The sequence below is a fragment of the Pandoraea anapnoica genome, assembly GCF_902459765.1.
In the GTDB taxonomy this organism is placed as follows: Bacteria; Pseudomonadota; Gammaproteobacteria; order Burkholderiales; family Burkholderiaceae; genus Pandoraea; species Pandoraea anapnoica.
Genome location: NZ_CABPSP010000009.1, coordinates 196,516 through 213,396 on the forward strand (window position 1 = coordinate 196,516; position 16,881 = coordinate 213,396).

The 16,881-nt window shown below is 63.3% G+C and carries 15 protein-coding genes; 5 read left to right on the plus strand and 10 right to left on the minus strand.

The features are described from left to right. Positions 1–29: 29 nt before the first annotated feature. On the minus strand, positions 30–887 hold the full coding sequence (locus PAN31117_RS16130; RefSeq protein WP_150739067.1) for an EamA family transporter: 858 nt from the start codon (positions 885–887) through the stop codon (positions 30–32). Between the two features lie 334 nt (positions 888–1,221). Beyond that, positions 1,222–1,662: a hypothetical protein gene (locus PAN31117_RS16135; protein WP_150739068.1), complete on the minus strand. Its 441-nt coding sequence runs from the start codon at positions 1,660–1,662 to the stop codon at positions 1,222–1,224. Between the two features lie 279 nt (positions 1,663–1,941). Here PAN31117_RS16135 and PAN31117_RS16140 point away from each other — a divergent pair, with 279 nt between their 5' ends. Then, positions 1,942–2,514: an SLOG cluster 4 domain-containing protein gene (locus PAN31117_RS16140; RefSeq protein ID WP_246189124.1), complete on the plus strand. Its 573-nt coding sequence runs from the start codon at positions 1,942–1,944 to the stop codon at positions 2,512–2,514. Here the strand turns inward: PAN31117_RS16140 and PAN31117_RS16145 are convergent. The 5 genes from PAN31117_RS16145 to PAN31117_RS16165 all read right to left on the minus strand — a co-directional run bounded on the left by PAN31117_RS16145 (position 2,498) and on the right by PAN31117_RS16165 (position 10,378). Then, a complete protein-coding gene (locus PAN31117_RS16145; protein WP_150739069.1) occupies positions 2,498–3,736 on the minus strand; it encodes a ShlB/FhaC/HecB family hemolysin secretion/activation protein in 1,239 nt (412 codons plus the stop codon). The genes PAN31117_RS16140 and PAN31117_RS16145 overlap by 17 nt on opposite strands. A gap of 495 nt (positions 3,737–4,231) precedes the next feature. Next, a complete protein-coding gene (locus PAN31117_RS16150) occupies positions 4,232–5,842 on the minus strand; it encodes a bifunctional aspartate transaminase/aspartate 4-decarboxylase (RefSeq protein ID WP_150739070.1) in 1,611 nt (536 codons plus the stop codon). A gap of 119 nt (positions 5,843–5,961) precedes the next feature. Further along, positions 5,962–7,647: an aspartate-alanine antiporter gene (gene aspT / locus PAN31117_RS16155; protein ID WP_150739071.1), complete on the minus strand. Its 1,686-nt coding sequence runs from the start codon at positions 7,645–7,647 to the stop codon at positions 5,962–5,964. A 60-nt stretch (positions 7,648–7,707) separates the two neighbouring features. Next, positions 7,708–9,396 carry an aspartate-alanine antiporter gene (gene aspT / locus PAN31117_RS16160; protein ID WP_150739072.1) on the minus strand — a complete coding sequence of 563 codons (1,689 nt, stop codon included), beginning with the start codon at positions 9,394–9,396 and terminating at the stop codon, positions 7,708–7,710. Positions 9,397–10,030: 634 nt separating this feature from the next. Next, positions 10,031–10,378 (minus strand): YXWGXW repeat-containing protein, encoded by a 348-nt coding sequence (locus PAN31117_RS16165; protein ID WP_174990991.1) that lies wholly within the window; start codon positions 10,376–10,378, stop codon positions 10,031–10,033. A 239-nt stretch (positions 10,379–10,617) separates the two neighbouring features. Here PAN31117_RS16165 and PAN31117_RS16170 point away from each other — a divergent pair, with 239 nt between their 5' ends. Further along, complete coding sequence (locus PAN31117_RS16170) at positions 10,618–11,949, plus strand: MATE family efflux transporter (RefSeq protein WP_150739074.1); 1,332 nt, start codon at positions 10,618–10,620, stop codon at positions 11,947–11,949. Between the two features lie 65 nt (positions 11,950–12,014). Here PAN31117_RS16170 and hisN read toward each other — a convergent pair whose 3' ends face one another. Continuing rightward, the gene (gene hisN, locus PAN31117_RS16175) at positions 12,015–12,812 is read right to left on the minus strand and encodes a histidinol-phosphatase (RefSeq protein WP_150739075.1); all 798 of its coding nucleotides are present in this window, start codon (positions 12,810–12,812) and stop codon (positions 12,015–12,017) included. Between the two features lie 202 nt (positions 12,813–13,014). On the opposite strand from hisN, the gene rarD reads away from it, so the two are divergent. From rarD to PAN31117_RS16190, 3 genes are all read left to right on the plus strand, one after another. Beyond that, positions 13,015–13,932, plus strand: coding sequence for an EamA family transporter RarD (gene rarD / locus PAN31117_RS16180; RefSeq protein WP_150739076.1), 918 nt, complete (start codon positions 13,015–13,017; stop codon positions 13,930–13,932). A gap of 95 nt (positions 13,933–14,027) precedes the next feature. Beyond that, positions 14,028–14,282: a hypothetical protein gene (locus PAN31117_RS16185; RefSeq protein WP_150739077.1), complete on the plus strand. Its 255-nt coding sequence runs from the start codon at positions 14,028–14,030 to the stop codon at positions 14,280–14,282. A 212-nt stretch (positions 14,283–14,494) separates the two neighbouring features. After that, positions 14,495–14,956 (plus strand): universal stress protein, encoded by a 462-nt coding sequence (locus tag PAN31117_RS16190; protein WP_174990992.1) that lies wholly within the window; start codon positions 14,495–14,497, stop codon positions 14,954–14,956. A 146-nt stretch (positions 14,957–15,102) separates the two neighbouring features. Here the strand turns inward: PAN31117_RS16190 and PAN31117_RS16195 are convergent, their stop codons facing one another. Both PAN31117_RS16195 and PAN31117_RS16200 read right to left on the minus strand, forming a co-directional pair. Next, positions 15,103–16,005, minus strand: coding sequence for a carbohydrate ABC transporter permease (locus PAN31117_RS16195; protein WP_246189125.1), 903 nt, complete (start codon positions 16,003–16,005; stop codon positions 15,103–15,105). Then, positions 16,002–16,877: a carbohydrate ABC transporter permease gene (locus PAN31117_RS16200; protein WP_150739079.1), complete on the minus strand. Its 876-nt coding sequence runs from the start codon at positions 16,875–16,877 to the stop codon at positions 16,002–16,004. Before PAN31117_RS16200 ends, PAN31117_RS16195 begins: the two co-directional genes overlap by 4 nt. Positions 16,878–16,881 lie beyond the last annotated feature (4 nt).

Consider the following 16,881-nt stretch of genomic DNA (forward strand, 5'->3'; position numbering starts at 1 on the left):
TGATGTCGTTGGGATACGCCATTGCCGCTTCAGGCCCCCAGCTTGATGAGCACCGCACCGCCGACGACCAGACCGCATGCCACGAGACGCCGCGCGTTGAGCTTCTCCCGCATGAACAGCCAGCCCAGCAGCACCGCAAAGATGGCGCTCGATTCGCGCAGCGCCGACACCACACCCATCGGCAGATATTGCAGCGCGAAGACCACCATGCCGTAAGCGCATTGCGCGACCACGCCGGCACCCAGCGCTTCTGTCACCCGGCGGCGCGGTGCGAGGAACATGCCGCGCCATCCGCCCCGCCACTTCCACACCGCCCCGACCAGCGGCACGCTCGCAAACAAGTACGCCCAGGCGATGTACGCGAAGCCGTTTCCACCACTGGTGTTCGTCAAGCGAATGCCCAAGCCATCCACAATCGTATAAGCCGCAATGAACACCCCGGTGAGCAACGCGGCAGGCACGCTATCGCCGGACAGACGCCGCCCGCGCAACGCGAGCGTCAGAATGCCAGTACAAATGCATGCGATGCCGACCACCGCAATCCAGCGCGGAAGTTCGCCCGCGAGCAACAGCGCCGCCCCCGAGATCAGCAGCGGCGAGATGCCACGCGCGATCGGATAGATCTGTCCGAACTCGCCCACGCGATAGGCGCGAATGAGCGCCGCCGTGTACGCCACCTGCGCACATGCGGACAGCAGAATGAGCGGCCAGACCTCGACCGGCGGTATCGGTAGCAACGCAATGCCGACGACAGCGGTGAGCAACTGCGGCACGGCCATCATGCCGACTTGCCAGAGACGATCAGGACTCGCGTGAAGGAAAGCGTTCCAGGTAGCGTGCATCAGTGCCGAGAGCAGCACGAGGAGCACGATGGGGGTGGTGGTCATGTCAATCGGACGCAGCAGTGGTGTGTCGGAAAAGGGATGACAAGGGGGCTGAGAATGGCGCTAACAGTGGCATGCCGACAGCACGGGTGTCAGCGACCCAAAGTTGTCCACACCCTTTGTGGATAACCCACTGGATAACCTGACATCGACTTCTGAGTCGCCCCGTGAACAGGGGCTGTCAAGAGCCTTGCTCAAAAAACGGTCAGCTGAGGAACAAATATTCGGCTTGACGGTCCGCCCCCTCCCTGCTCAACGGCCCGCCTTCTCGCTTGCCGACACATGGGATGACATCTCGGCATCCTTCTCAGTTTGGGGCGGCGGGCACGCTGCGCTTTCAGGCCTCGGGGGCAGGCGACTGCGGCGTAGCACGCAACGCCGCGATCACCTGGCTCTGGCCCATGCCAGCTTCCGGCGACTTCTGCAGTGCCAGCAGATAGCGCTCACCGAACTCGTCTTCTGCGCCGCCGGTACGACGGAACAGCCTGGCGGCTTCGTCGGCCAGTGCAATGCCAGCCTCAGCCAGCGGCGGCTCCTGTTCTTGCCACTCGTCGAGCGCAACGATCAGGCGCGAGACCGGATCGAGCCAGCGGAACCAGGGGTCTTCGGTGAACAACTGGACGAAGCGGCCGGTCGGCACCGCGCCGAAAACCCCTTCGTATTGCTGACGGTCATAGTCGATCAGCACCTTGTGCTGGGCAAGCAGTGCGGCGCGCAACGCCTGCAGGGCAGCGATCTGGGCGGCACTCGCCGGTGTGGTTTCGGTCGATTCGGTCATCTCTGGCACCGGGTTACGTCAGAAAGGATAGGAAACAGAATTGGAAAGCGTCTGACACGCACTTTAGGACTTAGCCCATAGCCAACAGACGTCTGGATCACGATACTACACGGGTCTCGCAAACACCTCGCGAGACCAGGCTTTCACTTCCCCGTGGGAGGCCTGCTTCCTCACCCGCCAACCCGGCGGGTTTTTTTTGCCCGGACGCTGCCTCCGCGCACTTCGTTTATCATCGGCAGCGCCCTGACCTCCCCCACTCCACGTGGCTCACGTTCCGATATGACTCTTCCCCTGCGTCCCAAGACCATTGGCGTGATGGGTTCCGGCAAACAGCCGTGGCCCGAACTTGCCGTGCCGCTCGGCCGTGCGCTGGCGCTCGCTGGCTTTCACTTGCTAACTGGCGGTGGACAGGGGGTGATGACGAGCGTGAGTGAAGCGTTCTGCGCCGTGCCGCAGCGTATCGGTCGTAGCATCGGCATCGTGCCGACGGAGGCAGTCGGTGGCACGGATGATGCCAACGAAGGGCAGACGGGCGTGCCCGGTACTTTTCGCGCGGTGCCCGGCTATCCGAACCCGTTCGTCGAAGTGCCGATCCTGAGTCCGCTGCCGCGCCATCTGCCCGACGCACCGCCCGGGACCCTCTCGCGCAATCACATCAACGTGTTGTCAAGCGATGCCATCGTCGCCCTACCCGGCAATCACGGCACGCGTAACGAAGTCGGGCTCGCCGTGCACTACGGCAAGCCCGTGATTCTGTTCGGGGAGAGCGAGCACTTCGCGGACATGCCCGCGTCGCTCGTGAGAACGGTATCCCTCGATACCGTGATGGACTTCGTCAGAACGGTACGGTGAGCTTCGCGTCGATGGAATGGAAGCGATAGGACCAGCCAGGCGGGCCGCTCGCTGCGGGCATCCACGGCGCGTTCAGACGCTGCATCACCGACAAGTCGAGCTTCGACGTCCCCAGATAATGCGTGTGACTCAGCCCCACCTCAGCGTAACTGTCGTAGGTGTGGATCGCGTTCGGATCTTCGGTGCGACTACGGTTGTAGCGCAGCTCGACGCCGGTCGTCCCGTTGGACGTCACATCGAACGCGCGGCGCACACGCCATTGGAGCGTCTGCGTCTGCGTGGTGCCCGTCGCAATCTGATCTGTGGCGGCATTGGTGGAACCGGTAATGCCGACGGTCCAGTCGGCGTCGATGGGCAACGAATAGTTGGCCGTCAGATCGCGGTTGGTCGCGTCACGTCGCGCATTCTGCAAGTCCTGACTGAGCTTCGTGTCGAGCTTGCCGTACATCCCCAGCGGGTTGTTCATCAGCAGATTCGCGGTGCCCTGCATCTTGCCGGTGGTCGTCATGCCGCTGTTGTTCATACCCACGCTGAACTGATACGGACGGTCGTTGAGCACCTGAAGCCCAATAGCGCCCTCGCCCGGTGTGCGGCTGCGGGTGGCGACGAAAGGCAGTTGGTCGTCGCGCACCACGAGACCGTGACGCATCAGCATGCGGATGTTGCGGTTCGCCAGGCTCTCGTGACGCGGCATGCCGCGCAAGCACGACGCACGTGCGAGAAACGCGTTGGGCGGTGCGACGTCGGGCAATGGCTGCGGCTCGGTGGTGGCGGCAGTAGCGCCTGAGGCCACAGCATCGATATCGACGGCATGGATCGCGGTGCCGTCCGCGCTCAACTCCGGCGCGACGGCAAACTCGCCTGCAGGCAGTGGCGGCGAAGGCGGAGTCGGGGAGACAACCGGCGTCGTGTCCGCAGTCTCGGCAGAGGCGGCACTCGCGTCGGCTGCTGCGACGGTTTGTGACGGATCGGATGATGCGGATGGGTCGGCAGCGGGGCTGGCCGTGTTGGGCGTTGCAGCCGCAGCCGCAGCCGCATCGGTCGCACGCTTTGCAGCCTCACGGTCGACAGCTGCAGCGATCGCGTTCGGATCGTCGCCAGCGAACATGGCAATCGGATCAGTGGACGCCCCCGGGTCCTGCACCACTGGTGGTGCGGGAGGTGGTGGGGGCGGCACGAAATACTGAGGTGCCAGTCCGCGGTCCCACAGTCCGTAGGACACAGCATTCCGCTCAGTGAAACATGGCGGATTGGGATCCGAGAAGAGAGATTGTGCGTGCGCGCCTACCGGGATTCCGGCACTCAGACACGCGGCCAGCAGGAGGCGACTCCGCACGACCGGCTTTACTGACATTCGACACCTGAAAATCCCACCCCGCACCGTTGCCGTCCGCAAGCGTCGCGCACCGCTTTCGACATGAGGGGGTGATGTAGCGACAAGGCGCTATTTTACGTCGATCCGATGACGCTCTGCCAGTCACGAAACACCCAAAATCCCCGGGAACTCTTTCATCGGATTGCCACTCATATCGCGTGACTTCCCCTGTAGTGATTTTTGCCCGCCTCGTGCGGGCGTTTTATTTTTCGATTCCACATCGCGAAAAAAACCCGGGAAGTGGGTTCCCGGGCAATGGTCGATCGCCATGGAGGGGCGACCGAGGGGGGCCAGCCGATGCCGCGTCCCGATCCGGACGCAGCACCGTCGTCATCACGGCAATTACTTCTTCTTCCCACCTTTTCCGCCAGCAAGGAAGCGCTCGTTGTACTCGTCCATGAGCTTGCGCACCGTCGCACCGATCTGGATGTAGTCCGGTTCGTTGAGGTTGGCGAGCGACACCCGGCCCGAGGGGTGCAACGTACCGAAGCCGCGCCCCGGCAACAACACGACGCCGCTTTCCTTGGCCAGACGGAACAGCACTTCCGACGGATCGATGTTCTTCATGAACCAATCCACGAACGACTTGCCGTAGATCTTCGTGCCCAACACCTCAAGATCGAGGATGTTGTAGTAGTCGACGGCCGTCGGCCCGGTTTCTTCCGAGATCCCCGCCGCGCGATACATCACGGCCTTGCGGCGGCGGATGATGCGCTTCACGGCATGCTTGTACGCATCCGGCTCATCCATCAGGCAGAACAGCGAAAAGAGCGCCATCTGCACCTGCTGCGGCGTGGACAAGCCCGCCGTGTGGTTGAGCGCCACAGCGCGGCTATCGGCCACGAGACGGTCGATGAACTTGAGCTTTTCCGGTTCCGTTGTGATCGACGAATAGCGTGCGTTGAGCCCTTCACGTTGCGCCTTGGGCAGTTTGGCGATCTTGTCGTCGAAGACATTCTTCTCGTGCGTGGCAATCGCCCCGAGACGCCAGCCCGTCGCCCCGAAATACTTCGAGTACGAATACACGAGGATGGTGTTGTACGGTGCAATCGCGAACAGCGAGCGGAAGTCGTCGGCAAACGTGCCGTAGACATCGTCGGTCAGGATGATCAGGTCCGGGCGCTTCTTGACGATGCCAGCGAGATGTTCGAGCGAGGCGTCGTCGAGCTTCACCGACGGCGGATTGCTCGGGTTCACGAGGAAGAACGCCTTGATCTTCGGATCGAGCAGCTTGTCGAGCTCCTTCTTCGAGTACTGCCAGCCCAGATCGGGATCGGCATTCAGATTCACTTCGTGAAGCTGGTAGTCGGCCAGTTCCGGGATCTCGATATACGGCGTGAAGATCGGCATACCCAGCGCAATCGAATCGCCTGCTTGCAGCAGATGGTTCGTCTTGAGCGTGTTGAACAGATACGTCATGGCTGCGGTGCCGCCTTCGACCGCGAACAGGTCGAAGTTGCCCACGAACGGATGACGTCCGACCATCTCGCGACGCAGGTACTTCGCCGAGATCTTTTCGGTATTGCGCAGCATGCGGTCCGGCACCGGATAGTTACAACCGAGAATGCCGTGCACCATCTCCGTGAGGAAATCCTCGACCACGAGCCCCATCTGATCGCGCACGTACGAGATCGATTTTTCGAGGAACTTCACGCCCGGCGCGTGCTGGTTCTCACGGGCGAAGTCCTGCCAGCGGGCTTCCACGCCCTTGCCCGGCGGAATGCCGCCCACGCCTTCCGGCATATACGTGAACTGGCGCTCGGCTTCGGACAGCGCGAACAGCCCCAGTTGGAAGAAGCCATGGCGCGGTTCGAGCGCCAGGAAGTTCGGGTTACCGCGACCGGCGTTGAGCATCGAGCGCTGCGCGCCATTTTCCTGTGCGAGTTCGATCAGCGTGTCCTTGAATTCGAACGGGCTGAGTTTGGCGAGTGCGTCGAGTTCCTTCGATTTCATAGCAATTTCTCCATGAACAACCACTTACAACCCATAGCGATGCCGTCTTGCGGGGGCAGCGACGGACGATCGGGACGAATGCATCAATCTGATAAAAGCAATAGAGGACGGTCGTGGCCTCAGGTCAACGACACCACCAGCGGTCCGAGCAGCGTGAGCAGCACGTTGGCGATGGCGTAGGTGATGGCGAACGGCACGGTCGGCACGTTGCTCTCGGCCTTGTCCAGAATTTCGCCGAAGGCCGGGTTCGCACTGCGCGAGCCGGACAGCGCGCCGGCCAGAATCGCGACGTTGTCGTAGCGCAGCACATAGCGTCCGAACAGATACGTGAGCAACAACGGCACGATGGTGACGATCACCCCGGCGACGAAGATCGAGATGCCGCTTTGCTGCAACGTCTGCCAGGCTTGCGCACCGGCGGAGAGCCCCACGCAGGTCACGAACGTCGCCAGCCCCAACTCCTTGAGCAGCGAGCTTGCCGCAAGCGGCATTGCGCCGAACGTCGGATGCTTGCCGCGCAGCCAGCCGAAGACCAGACCCGCGAGCAGCGCACCGCCACCGCTACCCAGCGTGAGCGGAATGCCGCCGACCTTGACCACGATGTAGCCGATCAGCAAACCGACGACGATACCGATGCCCATGTACACGTAGTCGGTCTTCACCGAGTACGCGACCGGATAACCGGCTTCCTTGGCGGCACGTTGCACGTCGCTGTCTGCGCCGTACAGCGTGACCACGTCGCCGTGATAGATGATGGTGTCGTCGAGAATCGGCAGGGGCTGCCCCATCCGCATGATCTTCGCGATGTACACGCCATGCTTGACGTCGCGCTCCACGCCAGCCTTGAGTTCGCCGAGCGTCTTGCCGTTGCCGCCCTTGCGCGCGAACACGACTTCCTGCATGCGCAGTGCGATATCGAGATCGGCTGACGGATGTTGTTCGTCACCGAGCAGACGCCAGGCCTCGGTGGCCGCTTCACGTCGACCGATGAGCATGACGTCGTCGCCCGCTTCGAGCACGAGATCGTCGGTCGCGATGATGATCTTGCCGTTACGGCGCAGCCGTTCGATGGTCACGCCATCAGTCAGTTGCCTCTCGATCTCGATCACGCGCTTGCCCGCGCCGGTCGTCACGCGATAGACGCGGCCCACGAGTGCCGGCAGCGAATCGACCTGATCGGCGGAGAGCGCCGCGCGGCCACCGGCCATTTCGAGTTCGGCCTTCTTGGCGTCTTCCTTGAGCGTGCGCCCCATGAGCTTCGGCACGAGCGACGCGCACACGATGATCGCGCCCAGACTGCCGAAGATGTACGTCACCGCGTAGCCGATGGCGACTTCGGATTGCAGGCGCTTCACTTCGTCCGCCGGGAGACCGAGGCGCGAAATGGCGTCGCCCGCCGTGCCGATGATGGCGGACTGCGTGAGACCACCGCCCGCCACACCCGCTGCGAGGCCCTTGTCGAAGCCGAAGATCTTCGCGCAGATCAGCACCGTAACCAGACCGGATGCAGCGAGGAACACGGCCATACCGATCTCACGCAGCGTTTTGCGCGAGAGCGAGCTGAAGAACTGCGGACCGCTTTCGTAACCCACGGCGTAGATGAACAGCGCGAACATGATGCTCTTCACGCCAGCGTCGACTGAAATACCGATTTGAGAGACGACTACGGCAACCAGCAGCGAGCCGCCCACGCCCCCTAGCTGGAACGAACCGAACTTGATCGCCCCGATAGCGTACCCGAGGGCGAGCGACAGAAAAATCGCGACCTCCGGGACATGATTAAGAATCGTATGCACCAGTTCCACGGCAGAACCTCCGTCAAAAAGATGAATGCGGCCACTGGCGGGGGGGCCAGCGCCGACTCGCTAACGCGAAAACTGATGGGCGACGAAAACCACCGCCGGTCCCATGAGCGGCAGCAGCACGTTCGACAGGGCGTACGTCACCGTGTACCCCACGACCGGCAATGCGCTGTTCGCGGTTTGCACCACTGCGCTGATGGCAGGCGTGCTTGCCTGCTGACCCGCGATGGCGCCGATCAGAATCGGGCCATCGATGCGCAGCAACTTGTGGCCCACCCACAGCGACACGAGCGCCGGAATGAGCGAAACGCAGATCCCCACGACCGGCAACGCCATGCCGTGTTCGCGCAGCAGCACCGCCGCCTGCGGCCCGGCCGACAGGCCGACGCACACCACGAACACCGCCAGTCCGAGGTCTTTGAGCAATTCGTAAGCGGCCGGCGGGAACGTGCCCCACGTCGGCCGACGCGACAGCAGCCAACCGCTCGCCAGCCCCGAGACCAGCGCGCCACCGCCCGAGCCGAGCGTCATCGGCGCGCCGCCGATGTGCACCGACAAGTGTCCGATGCAAAGGCCGACGATCAGCGCGAGGCCCACGAAGACAAGGCTTGTCTTGTTGCCGTACGGCACGGATTTGCCCATGACGGCGCCCGCGCGTTCGACGTCTTCCTGCAGGCCTTGCAGCGTCACCACATCGCCGCGCTGGAGCGGGATTTTGTTGAGCGAAGGCAACTGCATGCCCATGCGTTTGACGGATTTGACGAACACGCCGTGGCGTAGCTCGACCGGCGCTTCGCGTCGCAGATCGGCGACCGTGCGCCCTTCGGCTTCCTTGTTCGTCATGATGAAATCGCGCTCCACGAGCACGATGTCGCTCGTCTCGGTGCCCGCGACTTCCGGGCCGATGAGCGCGTGCGCTTCGAGCATGGCGTCGCGACGGCCGACGAGCAGCAGCTCGTCGTTGGGTTCCAACGTGAGGTTCTGAGCGACGGCCACTTGCGTCGCGGCGCGGCGTACCCGCTCGATGGCGACACGGCCGTCCAGCGCGGCTTCGAGCGCGGCGACGGTCAGTCCGGGGTGCGCCACGCGATAGCTTCGCCCAACGAGATCGGGCGCGGCCGGCGCACCGAGTTCGTCACCGTTCTCGTCTTCCATTTCCTTGGCAAGACGTGCACTGTCGGCTTTCAGATCGATGCCGAGCAAGCGCGGGGCGAGCAGATTGGTGAACAGGACGATGGTGATGAGGCCGAACACATAGGTCAGCGTGTATGCCGTGACGACGTTGGCCTGCAAGGCCTTGAAGGCTTCGGGATCGAGTCCGAGGCGTCCCAGCGCTTCGATGGCCGTGCCGACCATCGCCGACTCCGTTGCCGCGCCGGCCGCAAGGCCGCCCGCCGTGCCCGGATCGAGACTGAGGAATTTCACGGCCAGCATCACGATGCCGAACACGAACACCACTTCGATGATGGAGAGCACGCCGAAGCGCAGGCCGCGCAGGTTCAGGTTCTCAACGAACTGCGGACCGGCAGAAAAGCCCATCGCGAATATGAACAGCGCAAAGGCGAAATCCTTGAGCGAGCCTTCGACCATGCAGCCGGTCTGTCCCACAAGCAATGCAACAAGCAGCGCGCCGCACACACCACCAAGCTGAATCGGGCCGAACTTGATTCGCCCGAGCAGTTGGCCCAGGACGACGCAGACGAACACGGTGATCAACGGCACAGCATCGAACAGCGGAACTGAACACTGCATACGGGCTCCTGCCACATGTCGCACTTCGGCGACGGGCTACCGCACTTCGCGGCATACGTCCGGCATACGAGACTTCAGAAAACGACAGATCGTCGTGGCATCGGCCACGCCGATCGGGAGACAGCAGACCGTGTATCGGTCGTACGTTTTGCACCTGTGCGGGAACCGCCAGGCGTTTATGTAGAGAGGGCGCACACGGCGCACTTATTACCTGCGCACACTGCGCGATCGTCGCGCAATCAGGTAGCACAAGTAATTAAAATTACGCTATCTGCGACTGTTCCGCATTTCGAGGTGACGCGGTGTGGGCATAGTGTTGTTCAACGTTCCGGACGTGTCAACAGGTTTCGCGTAAGGTCTCAACCTTGTGCGCGTCAAGCCCACAATTCCACCCACTATGTCGGAATCCTGATTAATAGTCGACGAACGTCGACCACACGGGCAGAGCGTCGACGCCTCCGGCAAAATCGCACGATCGCGCCTTCGCGAATGAGGAAAATCACAGAGAGGATAGATGAAATTTTTTCAAGTCCCGCGACAGGATGTCACGGGAGTACCCCAGCCGGAACGCGCGAAAGCCGTCGCCATCGCGTGACGGATAGCGTATGACGTCGTAGGACGATGGACGAGGGTGTTACTTCGGCGCGCGGATTTCGTGGATGGTGCCCGGCCCCCAGCCAGTGGCGTCCCACTTGCCGTCGCGCAGCGTCCATTCATGGACACCGGTCTCTTCCCAGTGCGGCGGGGTGTAACGCATGCCGGGGCGCTTGGCTTCCATGTGTCCGTCCACCCAGTCGTAGCGGCCGTCTTTCCATTGCCAGTAGCCCGGCACCCAGAACTCACCCTTGGGCGCGGCGTGCGGATCTTCGAAGCGCGGCGGCGGTGGGCCACGTTGCAGCGTCACGTCGGCCAGCGCAGGCAGGCTTGCCAGGCACAACGCGGCCACCAAGGCGTGACGGCGATGTGTGGCGAAGAAAGTCATGACAGGCCTGATGAACGTGACAGGTGCGACGATTGAAAGCGACGAAGACGACATGCGCAGACTTTCAGTGAAGACAGAGAAGTGACACATTGTACCGTCCGCTTACCCGCATCATCAGTCCACATCGCGTGCGATGCGCGTCATGACGTCACGAAACCTTATAATCGGCGCACTCACAACCTGCCGCCCCGTGCGGATTCCGACGGTGCCGCCATGAACGGCTGCCGCAACACTCACTCATGAACCCTGCCCCTGCGGCCGCCGGTCACCGGCAATTGCTTCGTCTGGCGGTGCCGATCGTGCTCGCCAATCTCACCCAGCCCCTGCTCTCGGCCGTGGACACTGCCGTGGCCGGTCATTTGCCGGGCCCGGCTTTTCTGGGCGGTGTCGCGCTCGGCGGGCTGCTGCTCAACCTGATCTTCTGGGGCTTCTCTTTCCTGCGCATGGGCACGACCGGTCTGGCGGCGCAGGCCTTCGGCGCGCGAGACGCACAACGGCTTCGCGACACACTCGCCCGTGCGCTGGCGCTCGCCTTCGCCATCGGTGCGGTGTTGCTCGTGTTGCGCGTGCCGCTGGTATCGCTGGGCGTCTCGTGGCTCGGCGGCAGCGGGCAAGTGCAAGCGCTGGCACGAGAGTACGCCAGCATTCGTATCCTGGCCGCGCCCTTCGCGCTCGGCAATTACGTGGTGCTGGGCTATTTGCTCGCGTGTCAGCGTGTGCGTCAGGGGCTGGCGGTGCAAGTGTTCATCAATGTGGTGAACATCGTCGCCGTACTCGCATTCGTTCGCGGCTTCGGCTGGGGTGTGGCGGGCATTGCATGGGCGACGGCGCTGGCCGATCTGCTCGGCTTCGTGCTGGGCGCGTGGCTGCTGTGGCTTGCGCGCACGCCCGGTCTGCCGCCGTTGCACATGGCCACGCTCGTCGAGCGCGCAGCGCTCTGGCGTCTGCTGCGCCTGAATCTCGACATCTTCCTGCGCACGCTGTTTCTGCAACTCGCGTTCGCATGGTTCGCACGCGTGGGGGCGCGTCTGGGCGACACCACGCTCGCCGCCAACGCCCTGCTGCTCAACTTCCAGACGTTCATGGCTTACGGTCTCGACGGCTTTGCGCATGCCGCCGAAGCACTCGTAGGCGCGTACGTCGGGGCACGGCAACGGCAGGCGCTGCTGCATGCGATCCGGCTCTCGCTGGGATGGGCGCTCGGGTGCGCCGTGGCGTTCGCGCTCGTCTACGCGATGGCAGGTGGCGCGATCATCGATGCGCTCACCGATCAGGCGACGCTGCGCGAAACCGCACGCGAATTCCTGCCGTGGGCGGTGCTCTCGCCCATCGTCGCCGTCTGGTGTTTTCAACTGGATGGTGTCTTCATCGGCGCGACGCGTACGCGCGAATTGCTCACGTCGTCGCTGATCGGCCTGCTGGTGTTTGGCACGGTGATGCCCTTCACGCTGGCGGCATGGGGCAATCACGGCTTGTGGGTCGCGCTGATGGCGTTCCTCGCCACGCGCGGTGTCGTGCTGGGCGTGCTGCTGCCGCGCATCTGGCGCGGCATGCCCCATCAAGCGACTTGATTCAGACGATCTGAGGGGATGGGCCTCCGAAGGCCCGTCCATTCACAGCGTGGCCTGCCGCGGCCTCAGCCACGAATGCAAGCCAGCGCCGCCGCGTGCAGTTCGGCGTTGGCGGCCGCCAGCACCTGTCCCTGCGACGTGAGCGTCAGCGGCTTGCCTTCCCAATCGGTAATGACACCCCCGGCCGCCTCGACCACCGGCGCGACAGCCAGATAGTCGTACGTCTGCAAGCCCGCTTCCATCACCAGTTCGATGTGCCCGCTCGCGAGCAGCCCGTAGGCGTAGCAATCGCCGCCGAAACGACGACGGCTGACCGCCTTCGTCAGGCGTTCGAATTGGGCATATTCCGCCGCATCGAAAATGTCGGGCGACGTGGCATAGACGGTTGCGTCAGCCAGCGTGGTGACCGGGCTCGTCGCACACAGCTCGCCACCGAAGCGTGCTTCGCGCACACCCGCAGCGGCGTCGTTCACACCCACCCAGCGCTCGCCCGTGGCAGGCATATCGATCACACCGACGACCGGGTGGCCGTTTTGCAGCAGCGCGAGCAACGTGCCCCACAGCGGATGCCCCGTGATGAAGCTGCGCGTGCCGTCGATGGGGTCGACCGACCAGACGAACTCGGCGTCCACACCGGTTTTACCGAATTCCTCGCCCCAGATGCCGTGCGACGGATAACGCGCTGCGATCTTCTCGCGCAGCGCTGTCTCGACTTCGCGGTCGGCAATCGTGACGGGACTTTCGTCGGCCTTGTCGTCGACCGCAAGACGACGGCGGAACCAGCCCATCGACAGCGGGCGGACAGCGTCGGCAAGCGAGGCGGCGAACGCCGCATATTCGGCAACAGCGGGAACGGACGACATGCACGAATCTCCTGCAAAGGCGCCGCAAGGTGCGGCAATTGGTGAAATCACTCGGCGAATCGCGATGATACGCGTTCGCCAGTGACGCGGCGACGACATTCGGCGCGCAAATATACCTCGCAGGCCGTGCGCCGGGAGTGCCCAATACTGGTGCAAATTTGCTATGCTCGCGGCCTGATTTGCCCCCTTTCACAGGACTCCCATGCTTTCCGGTCGCGGCGTGATGCTTTCCGTATCGGCGTCTGTCATGTTTTCCGTCATGCCCGCGCTCGTAGCGCAATTGTCGCCCCTCTCGGGACTGGACGTCTTTGCATGGCGCATCCTGCTCACCCTGCCCGGCACGCTGGTCATCGTCACGGCGTTGCGCCGCTGGGAAATCGTCGGCAGCACGTTCTCGCACGTCTTTCACCGCCCCGCGCTGCTCGGCGCAGTCCTGTTGTGCGCCGCAATGCTGGCCATTCAGCTCTGGCTGTTCGTCTGGGCACCGCTGCAACAGCGCATGCTCGACGCCTCGCTCGGTTACTTCCTGCTGCCGCTCACGATGGTGCTGGCGGGACGCACCGTCTACAAGGAGCGCCTGAGCCCGTTGCAGACGGCCGCCGTCGTCTTCGCCGCGCTCGGCGTCGCGCATGAACTGTGGGCGACGCGAGCGCTGTCCTGGGTGACGGCCGTCATCATGTTCGGCTACCCGCCCTACTTCCTGCTGCGCCGCCGTCTGCATCTGGACGCCCTGAGCGGCTTCATTCTGGAGATGCTCGCGATGACACCGGTCGCCATCTTCCTGGTCTGGCACGCGTGGGCGCAGAACGCGCCGGTCCTCGCCGAGCCGCGTTTCTGGTTCTGGCTACCCGCGCTGGGGCTGCTCAGCGCGAGCGCGCTCGCCAGCACGTTCGCCGCCGCACGGGTGTTGCCTATCGGGCTTTACGGCATTCTTGGCTACGTGGAGCCGGTGCTGCTGTTCGCCGTCTCGATCACGTTGTTGGGTGAGCCCTTCACCGAGCGCGGGCTATGGACGTACGTACCGATCTGGATCGGTGTGGCGCTCATTGTCTTCGACAGCGTGCGCACGCTGCACCGCCAGCGGTTGCGTCGCCCTACAGACGAGACGGCACCGTTGTAAGGCTCGCTGTCGGGCTGGCTGTGGGTTGTTGGGCACGACGTCATGCAAGGCAACATCGGCGCGTTATACTCGCGAAAGCTTGTACGACAACGACTATGAAAAATCTCGCCAGAACCGCCATTCTGCTTTCCTCGGGGCTTCTCACGGTGACGCTGTCCGCCTGCGGCACGTCTGCACCGCTGTTCACTGCCGACGGACGCGCCACGCAGCAAATCCAGTGCTCCGCCACCAATTCGGGCGACTGCGACCAGCGCGCCCGAACACAGTGCGCGCAAAAGGGATACGACATCCTCACGCGCGACGTGAACGGTGGCGTCGCCAATCTCGTGATCGCCTGTCACCCGAGCTAAGCGCACCTCTCACAGCTCGCGTCTCACCGACGTTTTGACTGCCGGCACCGCGCCTCACCCGGGCGCGCGCCGGCCGTTGGCATTCCGATGGGTTATTGCGCGCGGTCAAAGTCCCTCCCCGAGTCTGGGATGACTTTCAAGGCATGCGGTGCGAGAATGGGGTGAGTTTTCCCGATTGCCGCACGCATTTTCAGCCCCAAGAGGACACCATCATGTACGAACGCATTCTGGTTTCGATCGACGGCAGCACGCCCTCGAACCGCGCCATCGACGAAGCGGTCAAGCTCGTTGCACTCAGCCAGGGCAAGATTCGCCTGGTCTCGGTCGTGCCGTCCCTCGCCAACGCCTACGCCGCCGGGGCCTACAGCGGCTTCGTGCCCCTGGAGAGCCAGGAGTCGTTCGAGAAGGAAACGGACGAGATTCTGGCCAATGCAAAGGCCGAACTGCAAAAGCGCGGCGTCGATGCCGAGACAAAGCTAATCACGCTCGAAGCGGGCACCGACGAGATCGCCGACGCCGTGCTGCGCGAAGCGCAAGAATGGAACGCCGATGTCATCGTGCTCGGCACGCACGGACGTCGCGGCATCAACCGTCTGCTGCTGGGCAGCGTGGCCGAAACGCTGCTGCGCATCACCACGGTGCCTGTGCTGCTGGTCAAGGCCGCCGACAAATAACTTCGAAAACACGCCGACCGCAGACCTGACGTCCGCACAACCGACTCGCCACCCCCAAAGGCATCGGCAGTCCGGAAAGGCCGCTACGTCAGGCGAAGATAGGTCGGACGACACTACGGCACGCGCCCCCGCGTGCCGTTTTGCTTTCAGCGGATCCCAGCGCGCATGAACGACTGCACGAACTGACGCTGAAACAGCAGGAATGCGATGAACAGCGGCGCGGCAGTCATGAGCGTGGCAGCCGTGATCAACGACCAGTCGATGCCCTGATCCGTCGCCGCAAACACCTGCAAACCGACCGTTAGCGGGCGCGTCTCCACCGAGTTCGTCACGATCAGCGGCCATAGGAAGTTGTTCCAGTGGTGACTGATCGACACCAGCGCATACGCCACATACACCGGCCGTGCAAGCGGCACGTACACCCGCCACAGCACCTGCCACGCGTTAGCGCCCTCCACGCGCGCAGCATCGTCGAGCTCGCGCGGTACCGTCTTGAACGCTTGCCGCAACAGGAAGATGCCGAACGCCGACGCGAAGTACGGCAGCGCAATGCCTAGAATCGTGTCGCGCAGCCCCATCCACGCGATGGTGCGGTAGTTCTCGACGATCAGCACGTCCGGCATGACCATCAGTTGCAGCAACACGATCATGAATGCCACTTCGCTGCCCCGGAACGTGAAGCGTGCGAACGCGTAGGCGGCCAGCGTGGCGAGCACGATTTGCGCCGCGAGGATCACCGTCACCAGCACGAACGTATTGATGAGATAGCGCCCGAACGGCGCGGCCTGCCACGCGTGAACGAAGTTCTCCAGCGTGAGCGGCGCGTCGAGCACGAAGCGCGTGGCGTAGGCGGACGGATGAATCGCGCTCCAGACACCGTAGAGCAGCGGCAGCAGCCACAGCAGGCCGAGCAGCCATGCACCGGTCACGTCGAGCAGGTTGGCATGCCCCGTCGCGGAGAACGCGGGAAGCGACGCGCACGCTTTGCCCGCTCGGGCGGATGCGTTCGAGGTCCCTGTATCGGAAGAGGGATTGGCAGAGGTCGTCATTGGTAATGCGTACGTGAGTCGAGCAGACGGAATTTCACGAAAGCGACGATGGCGAGCAGCGTAAGCAGCACCACCGTGAGCGCCGCCGCATACGACGTATCCCAGAAACTGAAAGCCACCTGATAGATGTAGTACAGCAGCAATTGCGTGGCGTTATCGGGACCACCGCGTGTCATCACCACCACGTGATCGACCAGACGGAACGCATTGATGACCGCGTTGATCACCACGAATACGGTCGTGGGCATCAGCAGCGGCCACTGCACGCGACGGAAGAACTGCCAGCGCGATGCCCCTTCGAGCGCCGCCGCTTCGGCGAGCGTCGGCGAGATCTGCTGCAACGCGGCCAGATAGAAGATCATGAAGAAGCCCGCTTCCTTCCAGATTGTGACGACCATGAGCGCGGGCAGCGCGGTGCCCGGCTGTCCGAGCCAGTTGTGATCTCCCCAACCGAACGCCTGTGAGATCTGCGCGATGAGACCGTACTGCGGCGTGTAGAAGAAGAGCCAGATGTTCGCTACGGCGATCATCGGCAAGATCGCTGGCGTGAAGTACGCCAGACGCAGCAGCGCGCGCCCGGGCACCTGACGGTGCACCCACAGCGCCATGACGATAGACAGCACGATCGCCACGGGCACCGTGATCAGTGCGAACAGCAGGTTATTGCGCAGCGCCTGCCAGAAGACAGGATCGTCGACGAGCGCCTGATAGTTCTCGGCACCGACGTACACGGACGACGCCCCGGCGCGCGCCGTCGAGAATACGCTATGCCATAGCGTAGCGACTGCGGGATAGTGGGTGAAAGCGACCAGCAGCACCAGCGCCGGTAACAACAGCAGCCAGGGCACCCATGAAGCGGAAGAACGGTTCATCGTC

Coding starts and splice junctions, on each gene's coding strand:
- PAN31117_RS16150 (WP_150739070.1), bottom strand. CDS start 5,842: ATGAAATCGAAGGAACTCGACGCACTCGCCAAACTCAGCCCGTTCGAA.
- PAN31117_RS16190 (WP_174990992.1), top strand. CDS start 14,495: ATGTACGAACGCATTCTGGTTTCGATCGACGGCAGCACGCCCTCGAAC.
- PAN31117_RS16130 (WP_150739067.1), bottom strand. CDS start 887: ATGACCACCACCCCCATCGTGCTCCTCGTGCTGCTCTCGGCACTGATG.
- rarD (WP_150739076.1), top strand. CDS start 13,015: ATGCTTTCCGGTCGCGGCGTGATGCTTTCCGTATCGGCGTCTGTCATG.
- PAN31117_RS16195 (WP_246189125.1), bottom strand. CDS start 16,005: ATGACGACCTCTGCCAATCCCTCTTCCGATACAGGGACCTCGAACGCA.
- PAN31117_RS16165 (WP_174990991.1), bottom strand. CDS start 10,378: ATGACTTTCTTCGCCACACATCGCCGTCACGCCTTGGTGGCCGCGTTG.
- PAN31117_RS16140 (WP_246189124.1), top strand. CDS start 1,942: ATGACTCTTCCCCTGCGTCCCAAGACCATTGGCGTGATGGGTTCCGGC.
- aspT (WP_150739072.1), bottom strand. CDS start 9,396: ATGCAGTGTTCAGTTCCGCTGTTCGATGCTGTGCCGTTGATCACCGTG.
- PAN31117_RS16170 (WP_150739074.1), top strand. CDS start 10,618: ATGAACCCTGCCCCTGCGGCCGCCGGTCACCGGCAATTGCTTCGTCTG.
- PAN31117_RS16135 (WP_150739068.1), bottom strand. CDS start 1,662: ATGACCGAATCGACCGAAACCACACCGGCGAGTGCCGCCCAGATCGCT.
- PAN31117_RS16185 (WP_150739077.1), top strand. CDS start 14,028: ATGAAAAATCTCGCCAGAACCGCCATTCTGCTTTCCTCGGGGCTTCTC.
- hisN (WP_150739075.1), bottom strand. CDS start 12,812: ATGTCGTCCGTTCCCGCTGTTGCCGAATATGCGGCGTTCGCCGCCTCG.
- PAN31117_RS16200 (WP_150739079.1), bottom strand. CDS start 16,877: ATGAACCGTTCTTCCGCTTCATGGGTGCCCTGGCTGCTGTTGTTACCG.